The sequence below is a fragment of the Nocardioides sp. Z21_20 genome (assembly GCF_059766585.1).
In genome coordinates, this window is record NZ_JCBAJX010000014.1 from 72834 (window position 1) to 89297 (window position 16464).

General features: G+C 74.4%; 16 protein-coding genes. 3 read left to right on the plus strand and 13 right to left on the minus strand.

Annotation, left to right across the window (positions count from 1 at the left end; all coding sequences use genetic code 11):
• Positions 1-10: 10 nt before the first annotated feature.
• From tsaE to AC6EH9_RS17455, 5 genes are read right to left on the minus strand one after another with little or no spacing between them, the layout of a single operon-like run.
• Entirely contained in the window at positions 11-538 is a 528-nt protein-coding gene (gene tsaE / locus AC6EH9_RS17435; protein WP_498424911.1) for a tRNA (adenosine(37)-N6)-threonylcarbamoyltransferase complex ATPase subunit type 1 TsaE, read from the minus strand.
• A complete protein-coding gene (locus AC6EH9_RS17440; RefSeq protein WP_498424912.1) occupies positions 535-1014 on the minus strand; it encodes a GNAT family N-acetyltransferase in 480 nt (159 codons plus the stop codon). The genes tsaE and AC6EH9_RS17440 overlap by 4 nt, the downstream gene beginning before the upstream one ends.
• Positions 1011-2096 (minus strand): alpha/beta fold hydrolase, encoded by a 1086-nt coding sequence (locus AC6EH9_RS17445; protein WP_498424913.1) that lies wholly within the window; start codon positions 2094-2096, stop codon positions 1011-1013. The genes AC6EH9_RS17440 and AC6EH9_RS17445 overlap by 4 nt, the downstream gene beginning before the upstream one ends.
• Positions 2093-3244 carry an alanine racemase gene (gene alr, locus AC6EH9_RS17450; protein WP_498424914.1) on the minus strand — a complete coding sequence of 384 codons (1152 nt, stop codon included), beginning with the start codon at positions 3242-3244 and terminating at the stop codon, positions 2093-2095. Before alr ends, AC6EH9_RS17445 begins: the two co-directional genes overlap by 4 nt.
• A 13-nt stretch (positions 3245-3257) precedes the next feature.
• Positions 3258-4751 (minus strand): NAD(P)H-hydrate dehydratase, encoded by a 1494-nt coding sequence (locus AC6EH9_RS17455; RefSeq protein WP_498424916.1) that lies wholly within the window; start codon positions 4749-4751, stop codon positions 3258-3260.
• A gap of 209 nt (positions 4752-4960) precedes the next feature.
• Here AC6EH9_RS17455 and AC6EH9_RS17460 point away from each other — a divergent pair, with 209 nt between their 5' ends.
• A complete protein-coding gene (locus tag AC6EH9_RS17460) occupies positions 4961-5890 on the plus strand; it encodes a putative endonuclease domain-containing protein (protein ID WP_498424918.1) in 930 nt (309 codons plus the stop codon).
• 181 nt (positions 5891-6071) lie between these two features.
• Here AC6EH9_RS17460 and AC6EH9_RS17465 read toward each other — a convergent pair whose 3' ends face one another.
• Entirely contained in the window at positions 6072-6425 is a 354-nt protein-coding gene (locus tag AC6EH9_RS17465) for a holo-ACP synthase (RefSeq protein ID WP_498424920.1), read from the minus strand.
• A 9-nt stretch (positions 6426-6434) separates the two neighbouring features.
• Positions 6435-8279 (minus strand): glutamine--fructose-6-phosphate transaminase (isomerizing), encoded by a 1845-nt coding sequence (gene glmS / locus AC6EH9_RS17470; protein ID WP_498424921.1) that lies wholly within the window; start codon positions 8277-8279, stop codon positions 6435-6437.
• Between the two features lie 82 nt (positions 8280-8361).
• Between glmS and coaA the strand changes: the two genes are divergently transcribed.
• Positions 8362-9384, plus strand: coding sequence for a type I pantothenate kinase (gene coaA, locus AC6EH9_RS17475; protein WP_498424922.1), 1023 nt, complete (start codon positions 8362-8364; stop codon positions 9382-9384).
• On the opposite strand, the gene AC6EH9_RS17480 is transcribed toward coaA, so the two are convergent.
• The 3 genes from AC6EH9_RS17480 to AC6EH9_RS17490 all read right to left on the minus strand — a co-directional run bounded on the left by AC6EH9_RS17480 (position 9360) and on the right by AC6EH9_RS17490 (position 12619).
• The gene (locus tag AC6EH9_RS17480; RefSeq protein ID WP_498424923.1) at positions 9360-10091 is read right to left on the minus strand and encodes a DUF8017 domain-containing protein; all 732 of its coding nucleotides are present in this window, start codon (positions 10089-10091) and stop codon (positions 9360-9362) included. The genes coaA and AC6EH9_RS17480 overlap by 25 nt on opposite strands.
• An 88-nt stretch (positions 10092-10179) precedes the next feature.
• Complete coding sequence (locus AC6EH9_RS17485) at positions 10180-11511, minus strand: TerD family protein (protein ID WP_498424924.1); 1332 nt, start codon at positions 11509-11511, stop codon at positions 10180-10182.
• A gap of 40 nt (positions 11512-11551) precedes the next feature.
• Positions 11552-12619, minus strand: coding sequence for a GNAT family N-acetyltransferase (locus tag AC6EH9_RS17490; RefSeq protein ID WP_498424926.1), 1068 nt, complete (start codon positions 12617-12619; stop codon positions 11552-11554).
• Between the two features lie 79 nt (positions 12620-12698).
• On the opposite strand from AC6EH9_RS17490, the gene AC6EH9_RS17495 reads away from it, so the two are divergent.
• Positions 12699-13703: a YihY/virulence factor BrkB family protein gene (locus AC6EH9_RS17495; protein WP_498424928.1), complete on the plus strand. Its 1005-nt coding sequence runs from the start codon at positions 12699-12701 to the stop codon at positions 13701-13703.
• Positions 13704-13714: 11 nt separating this feature from the next.
• Here the strand turns inward: AC6EH9_RS17495 and glmM are convergent, their stop codons facing one another.
• Genes glmM through rplM form a run of 3 tightly spaced genes read right to left on the minus strand, consistent with a single transcriptional unit; the run spans position 13715 to position 16070 of the window.
• Positions 13715-15061, minus strand: coding sequence for a phosphoglucosamine mutase (gene glmM, locus AC6EH9_RS17500; RefSeq protein ID WP_498424929.1), 1347 nt, complete (start codon positions 15059-15061; stop codon positions 13715-13717).
• Between the two features lie 19 nt (positions 15062-15080).
• Positions 15081-15587: a 30S ribosomal protein S9 gene (gene rpsI, locus AC6EH9_RS17505; RefSeq protein ID WP_498424931.1), complete on the minus strand. Its 507-nt coding sequence runs from the start codon at positions 15585-15587 to the stop codon at positions 15081-15083.
• 39 nt (positions 15588-15626) lie between these two features.
• Positions 15627-16070 (minus strand): 50S ribosomal protein L13, encoded by a 444-nt coding sequence (gene rplM / locus AC6EH9_RS17510; protein ID WP_498424932.1) that lies wholly within the window; start codon positions 16068-16070, stop codon positions 15627-15629.
• Between the last annotated feature and the right edge of the window lie 394 nt (positions 16071-16464).

The following is a 16464-nucleotide window of genomic DNA, read 5'->3' on the forward strand; positions in this document are numbered from 1 at the left end:
GGGCACGAGGTTACTGACCGTGCCGCTCGGTCCCGACGCCAGCGGGCCAGGCGACGTCGTCCCAGCGCCGTCCCACCGGGTGCAGCTCCACCCGGCGCGGGTCCGGCGCGTCCGCGTCGAGCGGGTCCGCGCCGGCACCGGTGGCCCGGTGGATGCGGATCTCGAGCCGGTCCGCGGCCAGCACCTCCGCGAGCCCCTCACCCCACTCGACGACGGTGACGGCCTCGTCCAGGGAGGTGTCGAGGTCGAGGTCGTCGAGCTCGGCCACGCCGCCCAGCCGGTAGGCGTCGACGTGGACCAGGTCCGGCCCGGCTCCCAGCGAGGGGTGGACCCGGGCGATCACGAACGTCGGGGAGGTGACCTGGCCGCGCACCCCGAGGCCCTCGCCGAGCCCCTGGGTGAACGTGGTCTTGCCGGCCCCCAGCCCCCCGCTGAGCACCAGCACGTCCCCGGCGCGAAGCAGCCGGCCGAGCTGCGTCCCGAGGCCCCGCATCGTCTCCGCGTCGGGCACGTCGTACGACGTGTCGGGCCCGCTCACCGGGTCACCTCGCCCAGCACCCGCTCCAGCTCGACGTACGGCGGGCGGCGGGTGCGCTCCACGAAGCCGTGCGCCGCCCAGAAGCCGACCGTGCGCGGCAGCTCCTCGCGGGCCAGCACGGCCAGGGTGCGCGCCCCGTCCCCGGCGGCCACGACCGCGGCGGACTCGACCAGCGCGGTCGCCACGCCCCGGTGCTGGCTGGCCGGGAGCACCCCGAAGCGGCGCAGGAACACCACGTCGGCGACCCGGTCGAAGATCAGCGACCCGGCGACCTGGCCGCCGACCTCGGCCAGCATCCCGCCGTGCGCGGCCAGCGCCCGCGCCAGCGACTCGTGGGTCTCCGCCAGCGCGTCGGCGGGCGGGTCGAGCGGGGCGCGGGCGCCGAACGCGGCGCGCACCACCTGCAGCACGGCGTCGGTCTCCTCGGCGCCGACCTGCCGCACGCTCACCGCGAGCCCCGCGTCGGTGGCGGTCACCGCGAGGCGACCTTCGCGGCCTCGGCGAAGAGCTGGTCGAGCGCGGCGTTGACCTGCTCGTGACGCTCCAGGATCACCATGTGCCCGGCCCCCTCGCACTCGACCAGCACGGAGCTGTCGATGCGCGAGTGCAGCTTGCGGCTGTGCCCGATCGAGGTCATCTTGTCGCGGGTCCCGCAGATGATCGTGGTGGGCACCACCGACAGGGCGTGCACGGTCTCGAACTTGTCGAGGCTGCCGAAGTTGGGGAAGAACTCCGCGAGCACCTCGAACGGGGTGGCGGCGAGCATCTCGTCGACGAAGCGGACGTAGCTGTCGGGGACGTCGTCGCCGAACGCGAACGCGTCGGTGGTCAGCGTCGCGATCCGCTTCGCCAGCCCCCGCGCCCAGTCGACGGTGCGGTGCCCGTGCGCCAGGAACGCCACCGCGCGGGTGGTCAGCTGGGTGCCGAGCGTGCGCGGCAGCATCGGCAGCAGCACCCGGTGCGGGTCCAGTCCGCCGGCGGTGGTGGAGATCAGCGCCACCCCGACGATCTTGTCGCCGAACAGCTCGGGGCGCTCCTCGGCGAGCGCGGAGATCGTCATCCCGCCCATCGAGTGCCCGACCAGCACCACCGGGCCGGGCGCCACCTCGTCGATGACGCGGGCCAGGTCCCTGCCGAGCTGCTCGATGGTCGCGTGGGCCTCGGTGGAGCGTCCCGAGCGGCCGTGGGAGCGCTGGTCGTAGAAGACGGTGCGGACCAGCCCGCGGTACCCGGCGCGCTGGAAGTGCCAGCAGTCCAGGTTCAGCGCGTAGCCGTGCGCGAAGACGACCGTGAGCGGTGGGCCGGGGTCGTCGGTGCGGCGCAGGGTGAGCCGGTCGTCGTCGGTGGGGGCGTATTCGTCGACCTCGACGTGCAGCGGCACCCCGTCGTCGGCCACCACGGTGAGCGGATCCGAGCGCAGCGTGCCGAACGGGGTCTCCTCGCCCGCGCCGCGCCGGGCCACGACCCGCCGGTGCCGGGCCACCCCGTAGGCGGTCCCGGCCAACGCGACCCCGGCGGCCCCCGCTGCGATGCCGAAGACTCTGCCCTTGACCGTCATCGCCCCGCCTCCTCCCCGCCCTCGACGTAGCGCCTGCTCAGGCGGCCGCCGATGCGGGTGACGATCTCGTAGTTGATGGTGTCGCACGCCTCGGCCCAGTCCTGCGCGGTGGGTTCCCCCCGCGCCCCGGTCCCAAACAGCACGACCGGGTCCCCGACGGCGGGCAGGTCGCCGTCGAGCTCGACCACGAACTGGTCCATGCAGATCCGGCCGCGCACCGGTCGGCGCCGGCCGGCGGCGTACACCTCAGCGCGGGAGCCGGCGTGGCGCGGGATGCCGTCGCCGTACCCGGCCGGGACCAGACCCAGGGTGGTCGGGCGTTCGGCGTGCCAGGTGTGGCCGTAGGAGACCCCGGCCCCCTCGGCCACCGACTTGACCAGCACCAGCCGGCCCTGCACGGTCATCGCCGGGACCAGACCCAGGTCGGGGGTGATGCCGGGCGCGGGGTCGAGCCCGTAGCTAGCGATGCCGCAGCGGACCATGTCGAAGCGGGCCGAGGGCCGCAGGATGGCCGCGGCCGAGTTGGCCAGGTGGCGCACCTCGGGGTTCAGGCCGGCCTGCTGCGCGATCTCGAGGGCGGCGCGGAAGACCTCCTCCTGGGCGTCGTTGGCCGGGTGGTCCGGCTCGTCGCTGGCGACGAAGTGCGACCAGATGCCGGTGACGCGCAGCGCGCCGGCCTCCTCGCAGCCGCGGGCGGCGCGCACCAGGGCGGGCCAGTCCTCGAACGTCGAGCCGCCCCGGGACAGGCCGGTGTCGATCTTGAGCTGGACGCGCGCCGGCCTGCCGGCGGCCTGGGCGGCGCCGACGATCTCGTCGAGCTCGGCCGGCGTGTAGGCGGTCACGTCGACGTCGTGGGCGACCGCCGCGGCGTAGTCCTCCCCCGGTGCGCCCAGCCAGCACAACACCGGCCCGGTGTCCCCGCCGGCGCGCAGCGCGAGCGCCTCATCGAGCGTCGCCACCCCCAGCCAGTCGGCGCCGGCCGCGCGCGCGGCCCGGGCACTGGGCAGCAGGCCGTGCCCGTAGCCGTCGGCCTTCACCACCGTCATCATCAGCGCGGGCGCGACCAGCTCACGCAGGCGGCGCACGTTGTGGCGGATCGCGGCGAGGTCCACGACGATCTCCGCGCGAGCAGGCGGACGAGGGCTCATGGCCTTCATTCTCTCAGGTGCGGTCGGTCGTCGAGCACGGCGGCAGGCCGCGCACCGCGGCCGGGATCGCCCGGGCCACGTCGAGCGCCACGATCGGGGCCGGGGTGCCGCCCCCGCCGGTCGAGGCCAGGGTGGCGGCCGCGCCGTGCAGCCAGGAGCCCACCGAGGCCGCGTCGTACGGCGTGAGGCCGGCGGCCAGCAGCGCGCCGGTGAGGCCGGCCAGCACGTCGCCGGCGCCGGCGGTGGCCAGCCACGGCAGGCCGGTGGTGGTCACCCGGACCCGGCCGTCGGGGGCGGCCACCACCGTGCGCCGCCCCTTGAGCACGATCACGGCGCCGAACCGCTCGGCCGCGGCCCGGGCGTGGCGCAGCGGGGCGGCCTCGATCTCGGCGCGTGCGAGCCCGGTCATCCGGGCCAGCTCGCCGGCGTGCGGGGTCAGGATCGCCGGCACCGGCAGCGGGTCGCGCACGTGCTGCAGCGCGTCGGCGTCCACCACCACCGGCACCCCGTCGGCGAGCGCCTCGGCCAGGTGCGCGGCGGCCGCCTCATCGCCCCCGGAGCCGAGCGTCCATGCCTGGACCCGCCCGGCGCCGACCACCTCGGGGTGGGCGTCGCGGATCCGCTCGGCGACGGCGTCGTCGCCGACGAAGCGGACCATGCCGGCCAGCCCGCTCGCGGCGCCGGCGACGCAGAGCAGCGCCGCGCCCGGGTAGCGCGCGGAGCCGGCCCGGACCCCCACCACCCCGCGGGTGTACTTGTGCGCGTCGGGGGCCGGGCGCGGCAGCAGCCGGGTGACGTCGCCCGGCTGCAACGACTCGACGTCGGCCGGCGGAAGGTCCAGGCCGAGGTCGACGAGCTGGACCGACCCGCACGCCGCGGCCGCGGGGTCGACGAGGTGGGCGACCTTGTGGGTGCCGAAGGTGACGGTCAGGTCGGCGCGCACATGCGCCCCGTCCACCTGCCCGGTGTCCACGTCCACCCCGGAGGGCACGTCGACGGCGACCACGCGCGCCCCGTCGTACGCCGCCAGGGCGGCGGCCGCCTCGGCCCGCATCGGGGGGCGCCCCCCGATCCCGACGATCCCGTCCACCACCACGTCCACTCGCCGGCGCTCGGCGTGCGCCCCCACCGTGCCAGCCCCCGCCTCGGGCCCCGCATCGGGTCGTGTACCCGAGGGCGCGCCGGGCCGCGTCGGGGGGCCCACGACCCGGCCGCCGGCGGCCTTCAGCGCCGCCAGCCCGCCCGCGTGCACCCGCTCGGAGAGCAGCACCGCCTCCACCGCGCAGCCGCGGCGGGCCAGCATCGCGCCGGCGAACAGCGCGTCGCCGCCGTTGTCGCCGCTGCCGACCAGCAGGGCCACCCGGCGCCCGTACGCCGTGCCCAGCAGGTCGAGCACGGCGTGGGCCAGGCCGGCCGCCGCCCGCTGCATGAGCGCACCCTCGGGCAGCGTCGCCATCAGCTGGGCCTCCGCCGCCCGCACCTGCTCGACCGTGTGCGCCGTCCTCATGGCCTCAACCTAGCCCCCGCTGCGGCGCCCCCCGGGTGGGTCGTGTGCTCGAGGACGCGCCCGAGCGCGGGCTCAGGCACACGACCGGGGCACGGCGGGAGGGACTCGGCCGGGGTGCGGCCGGGGTGCGGCCGGGGTGGTCGCTGGTGGGTGGTGCGGGGCTGTGGAGGACGCCTGCGTACGGCGTCGGAGTGGGCCACCCTGGTCCGGTGACCGATCCGCTCGCCGAGCTCGTCGAGCAGCAGGCCGGGCTGGTGGCTCGGCGGCAGCTGAACGCCCTCGGCCTCGACTCCGACCGGGTCCGCAACCAGGTGGCGGCGGGCCGCTGGTGCATGCGCTCACCGCGAGTGGTCGCCACGACGACCGGACCGCTGACCCCCGAGCAGCGGCGCTGGCTCGCCGTCCTGCACGCCGGGCCGCGGGCCATGCTGGGCGGACTCAGCGCGGCCGAGCTGCATGGCCTGGCCGGCTGGGCGCGCGAGGAGGTCACGGTCCTGGTCGACGACGAGCTCGCCTTCGAGCCCGTGGCGGGGGTCCGGTTCTTCCGTACCCGCCGCCCCTTCCCCGTGCTTCTCCACCCCGGTCCGGGCATCCCCCGGGCCCGCCTCGAGCCGGCCGTTCTGCTCTTCGCCGCCTACCAAGCGGCGCCCCGCACCGCCCACGGCTGCCTGGCCGCGACCGTCCAGCAGAGGCTGACCAGCGCCGACCGGCTGGTCGAGTGGGTGGATCAGCTGCACCCGCTGCGCCGGGCGAAGTCCTTCCGTACGGTGCTGGGCGAGGTCGGCTCCGGGGCCCACTCGGCGGCCGAGCTCGACGTACGCCGCATGTGCCGGCGCCGGGGCCTGGCCCTGCCGAGCAGCCAGCGCTCGCGCACCGACCGGGTCGGCCGGCGCCGCTGGACCGACTGCGAGTGGCGGCTGCCGGGCGGGCTGACGCTGATCTTGGAGGTCGACGGAGCCTTCCACCTCGACGTCGCCCAGTACGCCGACGACGTGCGCCGCCAGCGGGCCCTGACCACGCCCACGCGACTCGTCGTACGGTGCACCGCCGAGGAGCTCCGCCACGACGACGCGACCATCGCCGACGACCTCGCGGCGCTCGGCGTGCCCCGCCTCTCCCCTGGGTCGTGTGCCTCCTGACGCACCCCAGCGCGTGCCCAGCCACACGACCCCGCCCTCGCGCCGCGGAGCAACGGCAGATCCCGGGTCGTGTGCCTGAGGGCGCGCCCCAGCGCGTGCCCAGGCACACGACCCGACGCCAGCCGACGACCCGACGCCAGCCGACACGACCCGACAACGGCCTGCGCTGACCCCGGGCCCCTCAGGACTCCAGGACCACCACGGCCGAGGCGATGCCGGCGTCGTGCGACAGCGACAGGTGCACGTGGTTGACCCCGAGCCGCGCGGCGCGGGCCGCCACGGTCCCCCGGAGCACGAACTGCGGGTTGCCGGTGGACTCCGAGACCACCTCGGCGTCGTGCCAGGCCATCCCGACCGGGGCGCCGAGCGCCTTGGCCAGCGCCTCCTTGGCCGCGAACCGCGCCGCCAGGCTGGCCACGGGCCGGCCCACCTCGTCGCCGGTGAACAGCCGGGCGCGCAGCCCGGGCGTGCGCGTGAGCGACTCCTCGAACCTGCCGATGTCGGCCACGTCGATGCCGACACCGATGACTGCCACGCGCCGGTCCTACTCGACCGTGACGGACTTGGCGAGGTTGCGCGGCTGGTCGACGTCGTGCCCCATCACCGTGGCCAGCTCGCAGGCGAACAGCTGCAGCGGCACGACCGCCACCAGCGGCTGCAGCAGCACCGGCACCCGAGGCAGCCGGATCAGCACGTCGGCGTAGGGCTCGATCGTGGTGTCGCCCTCCTCGGCCAGGCAGATGGTGCGGGCGCCGCGCGCCCGGACCTCCTGGATGCCGCTGAGCATCTTGCCGTGCAGCTGGTCGCGTCCCCGCGGCGGTACGACGCACAGCACCGGCATCCCCGGCTCGATCAGCGCGATCGGCCCGTGCTTGAGCTCGCCGGCCGCGAACCCCTCGGCGTGCAGGTAGGCCAGCTCCTTGAGCTTGAGCGCGCCCTCGAGCGCCACCGGGTAGCCGGCGTGGCGCCCCAGGAACAGCACCGAGCGGCTGGTCACGTGCTCGGCGGCCAGCGCGTAGACAGCCTCCGCCTCGTCGAGCACCCGCTGGATGTGCCCGGGCATCGTCTCGAGCTGGTCGAGCACCTCGGTGATCTCGTCGCCGTAGCGGGTGCCCTTGACCTGGGCGAGGTAGAGCGCCAGCAGGTAGCAGGCGACCAGCTGGGTGAGGAACCCCTTGGTCGAGGCGACGCCGATCTCGGGGCCGGCGTGGGTGTAGATCACCGCGTCCGACTCGCGCGGGATCGTCGAGCCGTTGGTGTTGCAGATCGCGAGCACCTTGGAGCGCTGCACCCGGGCGTGCCGGATCGCCTGCAGGGTGTCGGCGGTCTCCCCGGACTGGCTGATCGCCACCACCAGCGTCGAGTGGTCGAGGATCGGGTCGCGGTAGCGGAACTCCGAGGCCAGCTCGACCTCGACCGGGATCCGGGTCCAGTGCTCGATGGCGTACTTCGCGACCATCCCGGCATAGAACGAGGTGCCGCAGGCGATGATGATGATCTTGTCGATCTCGCGCAGCTCGTCGTCGTCGAGACGCACCTCGTCGAGGTGCAGCAGCCCGTCCGGCGTACGGCGGCCGAGCAGCGAGTCGGCGACCGCCCGCGGCTGCTCGAAGATCTCCTTGCGCATGAACCAGTCGTGGCCGTCCTTCTCGGCCGCCGACAGGTCCCAGTCCACGTGGTAGGGGCGCCCCTCGGCGACCGCGCCGTCGAAGGTGGTCACGCTCACCTCGTCGGCGGTGATCGTCACGACCTGGTCCTGGCCCAGCTCGAGGGCCTCGCGGGTGTGCTCGATGAACGCCGAGACGTCGGAGCCGAGGAAGTTCTCGCCCTCGCCCAGGCCGACCACCAGCGGCGAGTTGCGCCGGGCGGCGACCACCCGCCCGGTGTCGCGGGCGTCCACCGCCACCAGGGTGAAGGCCCCCTCGAGCTGACGGCAGGTCTGCTGCATCGCGGTGGTCAGGTCGCAGCCGGCGTCGAGCTGCAGCTCGAGCAGGTGCGCGGCGACCTCGGTGTCGGTCTCCGAGGTCAGCACGTGCCCGCGGTCCTCAAGCTCGGTGCGCAGCTCGGCGAAGTTCTCGATGATCCCGTTGTGCACCAGCGCCACCCGGCCGGCGGCGCCCAGGTGCGGGTGGGCGTTGACGTCGGTGGGGGCCCCGTGGGTCGCCCAGCGGGTGTGCCCGATGCCGACCTGCGCCTGCGGGAGCGGGGAGTCGGCGAGCGCCTTCTCGAGGTTGGCGAGCTTGCCGGCCTGCTTCTCGGCGCGGATCGCCCCGCCGTGCAGCAGCGCGATGCCCGCCGAGTCGTAGCCGCGGTACTCCAGACGCCGCAGGCCCTCGACGACAACGCCCTGCGCCTGCTGATGACCGATGTAGCCCACGATTCCGCACATGGGCCAACAGTTTAGGGGCGCGGGGCGTCCACCGGGGCGCCGCCTCGCGCTCTCGGGGCGCTCTCCTGCAACAATGCCGGACATGTCTGCCACCGGGTCGGTTCGCGGCCCCGCTCCGGACCCTGCTCCCGGACGCACCCCCGAGCAGCACCCGGACCACGCCCGCGAGACCTCGCCGTACGTGGAGCTGGACCGGGCCGCCTGGGCCGCCCTGGGTCAGTCCCAGTCCGAGGACCCGCTCACCCACGAGGAGATCCACCAGCTGCGCGGCCTGGGCGAGTCCCTCGACCTCGACGAGGTCCGCCAGGTCTACCTGCCGCTGTCGCGGCTGCTGAGCACCTACGTCGAGGCCGCCGGGCAGCTGCACCGCAAGCAGCAGGAGTTCCTCCAGCGCGCCCAGCCCCCGCGCACGCCGTTCGTGATCGGGCTGGCCGGCTCGGTGGCCGTCGGCAAGTCCACCACCGCCCGGGTGCTGCAGCAGATGCTGGCGCACTGGCCCGAGCACCCCAACGTGGCGCTGGTGACCACCGACGGCTTCCTGCTGCCCAACGCCGAGCTCGACCGGCGCGGGCTGCTCCAGCGCAAGGGCTTCCCGGAGTCCTACGACCGGCGGGCGCTGCTGAAGTTCGTCGTCGACATCAAGTCCGGCCGCGAGGAGGTGGAGGCGCCCACCTACGACCACCTCATCTACGACGTTGTCCCCGGCCAGAAGGTGGTGATCCGGCGCCCCGACATCGTCATCATCGAAGGGCTCAACGTCCTGCAGCCGGCCCGCGTGCGCGACGACGGACGCACCAGCCTGGCGGTCAGCGACTTCTTCGACTTCAGCGTCTACGTCGATGCCGGCACCAGTGACATCCGTCGGTGGTACGTCGAGCGCTTCCTGCGGCTGCGCGAGACGGCCTTCCGGGACCCGGGCTCCTACTTCGCGCGCTACGCCTCGCTCACCACCGAGGAGGCGACCGCCGAGGCGGAGCGGATCTGGGACACCATCAACGGCCCCAACCTGAGCGACAACGTGCTGCCCACCCGCTCGCGGGCCACCCTGGTGCTGCGCAAGGACCGCGACCACTCGGTGCGCTACGTGCGGCTGCGCAAGCTCTGAGCCAGCACCCGGGTCCGGGTCAGGAACGCCGCCGACCCGGCCGCGGTGAGCGCCCCGGGGACGCCGGCGTCGCGCACCAGCACCACGGCGACGACCTCGCCGTCGACCGCGAGGGTGAGCGCGTCCACCGCCACCCGTGGGGGCAGGCACGCCCCCGTGCCGCGCAGCGTTAGCGAGCGGGTGGTCAGCCAGCCTGCCCGGTCCGCGATCCGCACCGGTGAGGCCCGCGCCGGCGGCGCGCCCCGGGCCGCCGGGTCGTCCAGGGCGGCGGCGATGGCGCGGGCCCAGCCGAGGGAGATCCGCTGGCCCGCCCGGCGCGGCGACGCCGCCCGGACCCGCGGCACCACACCGGCGAAGGCGCGGCTGCTCCAGCGGGGGTCCTCGGCGCACCAACCCCGCCGGAAGTAGACCGGTCCGGCGACCACCGTGCGGCGTCCGCCCGGGCGCCGGTACCCGGCCAGCGCCTCCGGCCGGCCGGCGCTCCAGGCGCCGTCGGGGAGCTCGAGCAGCAGGCGCAGCCCGGGCGGGTGCGAGACGTCGCGGACGACCTGGCGCAGCGTCGCGGCGCCCGGGTCGACGCCGCCGTCGCGGTCCGGCGGCGCGGCGTACCGGGTCAGCGCCGCCGCGAGCGTGCCGGCCACGGTCATCGCGGCCAGCACGCCCAGGACGGCGGTAGCCCGCTCCAGCCTGCTGCGCGTGTCCCCCACGGCAGCCACGCTAGACGGGCCGGGCGCCATCCGCAGCGCTCCTCCACAGGCCCCCGGCGGGGGCTCAGCCCAGGTATCCGGCCAGGTATCAGCCCAGGTACTTGACCAGCTGCGGCAGGGCCTCGCTGGGCACCTTGGCGTGCAGGCCCTCGCCGATGGCCTGCATCTTCCACTGCCCGCCATCGCGGTACAGGCGCGCCATCGCCAGCCCGGTGAACGGCATCCCGCCGGTGAGCGAGTAGCGCGCCAGCTCGCCGTCGGTCTGGTCCACCAGGCGGCAGTAGGCGTTCTGCACCTGCTCGAAGGTCTGCCCCGTGTAGCTGGTGACGAGCAGGACGATGTTGTCCACCTGGGCGGGCACCCGCGGCAGGTCGACGACGATGACCTCGTCGTCGCCGGCACCCTCGCCGGTGCGGTTGTCGCCCTGGTGGTGCACCGAGCCGTCCTTGCTGCGCAGGCTGTTGTAGAAGGCGATGTCGACGGCCTGGCCGCGCGAGAACAGCACCGCCGAGGCGTCGAGGTCGATGTCGACCTCCTTGCTCTTGAGGAAGCCGCCCTTCTTGATCGGGTCCCAGCCCAGCCCCATCCGGATCATGCTCAGCGCCTGGCCGCCGTCCTTGGTGAGCTGCACCTTCTGCCCCTTGGACAGCGACACCGGCCGGCCCTTGGTCAGGCTGACCTCGCCGGAGGAGGGTGCCGAGCCCGGCTGCGCGCCCGCGAAACCCGGCTGGGGCGCGGCGAACCCCGGCTGGGGTGCCGCGGGCGGCTGCGCGCCGGGCGTCGGGTACGACGGCGGGGCGTAGGACGGCGGCGCCGACGGCGACGGCGGGGCGTAGGACGGCGCGGGCGGCGCGGCCGGCGTCGGCGCGGGAGCCGGGGCAGGCGTCGGCACCGGAGCCGGCGGGGCCGGCGCAGCGGGGGCGTCGTCGACGGACACGCCGTGGTCGGCGATCAGGTCGCCCAGCCCGCCGTCGTACCCGCGGCCGACGGCACGGACCTTCCACGCGCCGCCGCGTCGGTACAGCTCGAGCGCGACCACGATCGTCTCCCGGTCCAGGCCGGTCATCGCGAACTCGGCGACCGGCCCCTGCGGCCCGCTCAGCCGGGCGACCGGCTGGCCCACCTGGCCGAACACCCGGCCCTGGTCGTCGAGCGAGGTGACCAGCCGGACGGCGTGCACGTCGGAGGGCACCTGGGTCAGGTCGACGCGCACCTGCCACGGCTGGCCCGCGGCCGGCGGGACGCAGGTCACGCCCGGGCCCTGCGGCTGGTTGTAGAAGACGAAGTCGGCGTCGGAGCGGACCTTGCCCGCCTCCGTGACCAGCAGCGCGGAGAGGTCCGCGGCCGCGGCCACGTCGACGGTGACGGTCAGGTCGGTCTGGTCGAGCGGGGCATTGCCGCCCTTGGTCAGCTGGATCACGGTGCAGCGGTCTCCTCGGTGGGGTGTCGACCCCCCGAACCTAGCGGAGGCGCTTGTGGAACTCCCCGAGCCGCTCGACCGCGCGGAAGCCGAGCGCCTCGTTGACCGCGACCATGTGGCTGTTGACCTCCGCGTTCCAGGTGACCACGTGGGTGAGGTCGGGGCGCTCGCGGTGCAGGAGGCGCAGGTTGGCGACCTTCACCGCCAGCCCGAGCCGGTGCCCCCGGTGGTCGCGGTGCACCAGCGTGCCCCACTGGTAGCCGCGGGCCGTCTCGGCGAGCGGCTGGCCGCGCTCCGCGGCCTCTCGCCGCGGCAGGCAGACCAGGTCGGTGTAGGCGACCACGGCGCCGCTGGGGTCCAGTGCCGCGGTGTTGAGCTTCGTGCGTCCCTGCCGCGCGATCAGCGCCTCCTGCTCGCGCATCGCCGCCACCTCGGCGGCCTCCGGCTCCACGTCGCGCTCACCGACCGGGGCCTCGGTGAGCAGGGTGGCGCTCAGCTCCACCCAGCCCTGCGCCAGCGCCTCGGGGACCGGCCCGACCCAGGAGCGCAGCGTGTACGACGCGTGATGCGGCGCCGCCTGGCCGCTCAGCCGGTCCAGCAGCGCCTGGTCGACGGGCAGGTCCAGGCGCCGCTGCACGTCGCCGAGGGCGAGGGCGAAGCCGTGCCGGGCCGCGAAGTCGGCGCCGGGCGTGCCCGCACCGTCGGCGGGCGCCGCATAGGGCCAGGCGGCCTCCGCGTCGAGCACGGTGCGCCCGCGCTCCCGGGCGACCCGCTCCAGGTGCGCCAGCATCGCGGAGCCGTGACCGCGGCGCCGCCGCGCCGGCGCGGTGTGCACCTCGATCCGGGCGTGCTCGAGGTTGTCGAGCAGCGGCAGCTCCAGGGTTCCGGCGACGACCGGCTCGGTGCCGCACCGGCCGAGGTACAGGCCCAGCCAGCGGCGACGCCCCCGGCTCTCCAGGGCCGCGCGCAGCTCCTCGCGGCTCCACGGCGAGGCGGTGTGCTCGCGTCGGTGCCGCGCCGCCTCGGCGTAGGTCCGGTGCCAGGCGTCCAGCTGCTCGCCGAACCCAGGCTCGGACGGGTCCACCCACACGATGTTCAGACTCTTCACGGGGCGCAGCCTACGGTGGCGATCGGGGTGCGCCGCTGCGTCCCTACGCTGTCCCCATGACGACTGCGCGGCTGTGCCCATGACGACTGCGCGCACCGTCCCGGTCACCACCGAGATGGACGGTGACGAACTCGACGCCGAGGACGCCTGGCACCTGGTGCGCCGCCACGGCCTGCGCCGCCTGGTGCTCGACTCGCTGGTGCGCTTCCGCTACGGCGACGGCTTCACCAACAGCCGCGCCCTGGCGCTGCAGGCCTGCCTGGCCCTGGTGCCGTTCCTGCTCGCGCTGACCGGGCTCGCCGCCGACCTCGACGAGGAGCGGCCGGCGCGGGTGATCGCGCGCACGATCGAGGCGGTCTCGCCCGGCTCCGGGGAACAGGACGCGCTGACGAGCGCCGTCACCGGCGCGGACAGCAGCGAGGAGGCCGGCGAGGTCGCGCTGGTCCTCGGCCTCGGCTTCGCCCTGGTCTCGATGACCACGGCGATGGCGCAGGTGGAGCGCGGCACGAACCGGATCTACGGGATCCGCCGCGACCGGGCCGCCCCGGCGAAGTACGGGCGGGCGGCGGTGCTCACCGCCCTGCTCGCGCTACCGGTGGGGGTGGGCTTCCTGCTGCTGGTGGCCGGGGGCGCCTTCGCCGACGCGATGGCCGCCGACTACGGCTGGTCGGCGGCCACGCAACGATGGTGGAACGTGCTGCGCTGGCCGGCGGGCATCGCGTTGGTGGTACTCGCGGTGTCCGTCCTGTTCGACCATGCGCCGCGCCGGCGCCAGCCGTCGCTGTCGTGGCTGGCCCTGGGAGCGGTCGTCTCCGTCGCGCTGACCCTGCTGGCCACCGCCGCGCTGGCGGCCTACGTGCACCTGAGCGGGTCCTTCGGCTCGGTCTACGGACCGTTGGCCGGAGTGTTCGCGCTGCTGATGTGGGCGCTGCTGACCTCGGTGGCGCTGTTCTTCGGCGCCGCGGTGTGCGCCCAGCTGGAGGCCTACCGCGCCGGCCGGCACGCCCCGGCGTACGACGACCCCGGCCGGCCGCACCATCAGCGCAGCAGTCAGAGCGCGAGCGGTCAGGGGGCGAGCGGCTAGAGCGCGAGCGGCTAGAGCGCGAGGCGGTCGTGCACGACCGCGGCCAGACGGTCGGCGACGGCCTGGGCGTGCTCGGCGCTGGCCGCCTCGACCATCACCCGCACCAGCGGCTCGGTGCCCGAGGGGCGCAGCAGCACGCGACCCTCGCCGGCCAGCGCCTCGTTCTCCGCGGCGACGGCGGCGAGCACCTCGGGATCGGAGTCGGCCGCGTCCTTGTCCACGCCGGAGACGTTGACCAGCACCTGCGGGAGCCGGGTCATCACGGCAGCGAGCTTCTGCACGCTCTCGCCGGTCTCCGCCATCCGCTCGAGCACGTGCAGGGCGGTGAGGATGCCGTCGCCGGTGGTGGCGTAGTCGGTCATGATCACGTGGCCCGACTGCTCGCCGCCCAGCGAGAAGCCGTGGGCGTTCAGCTCCTCGAGCACGTAGCGGTCGCCGACCTTGGTCTGGCGCACCTCGATGCCCTCCGCGCGCAGCGCCTGCACGAAGCCGAGGTTGCTCATCACGGTGCCCACGACGGTGTCGCCGACGAGGCGTCCCGCGTCACGCATGCCGAGGGCCAGGATGGCGAGGATCTGGTCGCCGTCCACGACTGTGCCCTCGTGGTCGACGGCCAGGCACCGGTCGGCGTCGCCGTCGAGGGCGAAGCCGATGTCGGCGCCGTCCTTGACGACCGCAGCCTGCAGGTTCGCCAGGTGGGTGGAGCCGCAGCCGTCGTTGATGTTCAGCCCGTCGGGCTGGGCGTGGATGGCGGTGACGTCGGCGCCGGCGTCGCGCAGGGCCTGGGGGCCGACCTCGGAGGCCGCCCCCTCGGCGCAGTCGAGCACGACGCGCAGCCCGGCCAGCGGCTTGCGGGTGGTGCGCACCAGGTGCGCGGAGTACTGCGCCACGGCGTCGGGGTAGGGCGTCACCCGACCGACGCCGCCGCCGGTGGGACGCTCCCAAGGCTCACGCATCCGCTGCTCGATCGCCGCCTCGGCGGCATCGTCGAGCTTGACCCCGCCCCGGGCCAGGAACTTGATGCCGTTGTCGGGCATCGGGTTGTGCGAGGCGGACAGCATCACGCCGAGGTCCGCCCCGAGCGCGTCGGTGAGGTGGGCGACGCCCGGAGTCGGCAGCACGCCGAGCAGCAGCACGTCGACCCCGGCCGAGGCGAGTCCGGCCACCACGGCCGCCTCCAGGAACTGCCCGGAGATCCGGGTGTCGCGACCGACCACCGCGACGGGGCGGTGGCCGGCGAAGTCCCCCCGGTCGGCCAGGACGTGGGCCGCAGCAACGGAAAGGTCCAGGGCCAGCTCCGCGGTCAATCGACCGTTGGCCAGGCCCCGGACCCCGTCCGTGCCGAAGAGGCGCGTCATCGAAACCTGACGCTGCCGGTCAGCGCTTGCTGAACTGCGGCGCCTTGCGCGCCTTCTTGAGACCGGCCTTCTTGCGCTCGATGACGCGGGCGTCACGCGTGAGCAGCCCGGCCTTCTTGAGCGAGGGGCGGTTGGTCTCGACGTCGATGGCGTTGAGGCAGCGAGCCACCCCGAGGCGCAGCGCGCCGGCCTGGCCGGTGATGCCGCCGCCGTGGATGCGGGCGATCACGTCGAAGCGACCCTCGAGCTGCAGGTTCGCGAACGGCTCGTTGATCACCTGCTGGTGCAGCTTGTTGGGGAAGTAGGAGTCGAGGGTGCGACCGTTGACCGTCCACTGACCCGTGCCGGGCACGAGGCGGACCCGGGCCACGGCCTCCTTGCGGCGACCGGTGGCCGCTGCGGGGGCGATGGTGGCCGGGCGCGCGGGAGCGTCCGCGGACGGAGCGCTCTCCGAGCTGTAGGCGACGCCCTGCTCGTTCGCCTCGTAGGTCTCTTCGACCTCGGTGTTCTCGGTGGTCTCAGCCACGGTGTTCCTCACTCGATCCTTGCGTTCGGGACAAAACGATTACTGGGAGATCTGCGTGATCTCGAAGGGCTTGGCCTGCTGGGCCGTGTGCGGGTGCTCCGGACCGGAGTACACCTTCAGCTTCTTGAGCATCTGGCGACCCAGGCGGTTCTTCGGGAGCATGCCCCACACGGCGTTCTCGAGCGCCTTGCGGGCGTCCTTCTCGAGCAGCTCGCCGATCGGCGTGGCCGAGAGGCCGCCGGGGTAGCCGGAGTGGCGGTACGCCATCTTGGTGGTCTTCTTGTCGCCGGACAGGGCAACCTTCTCCGCGTTCACGATGATGACGAAGTCACCGGTGTCAACGTGCGGGGCGAACATCGCCTTGTGCTTGCCGCGCAGCAGGTTGGCGGTCTGGACAGCGAGGCGGCCCAGCACCACGTCGGTGGCGTCGATGACGTGCCACTCACGCTGGATGTCAGCGGGCTTCGGGCTGTACGTACGCACGGTGAAACCTTCTTCAGTCGGTCGTGATCGGGTCGGGGGGATCCCCGTCGTCGGTCTGCTCTGTCGGCTGTTCCCTCGGGCCTCGAGGACCACGGGGGCTTAATTCAAGCCGCGACCCATGAGAATACGCGGGCCGGTGAACACAGGTCAAAACGGACCCGGGGTTGGGCCCCGGAACCTCGTCAGTCTAGGTTAGGGGCGACCAAAATTCACAGTACCGAGGAGCCGACGTGACCGACGAGTCGCTCACCGTGCGGGACAACCGCACCGGTCAGGAGTACGACGTCCCGATCGTCGACGGCACCATCAAGGCCGCCGACCTGGGCAAGATCAAGACGCAGGACGACACCCCGGGTCTGGCTGTCTACGACCCCGGCTTCGTCAACACTGCGTC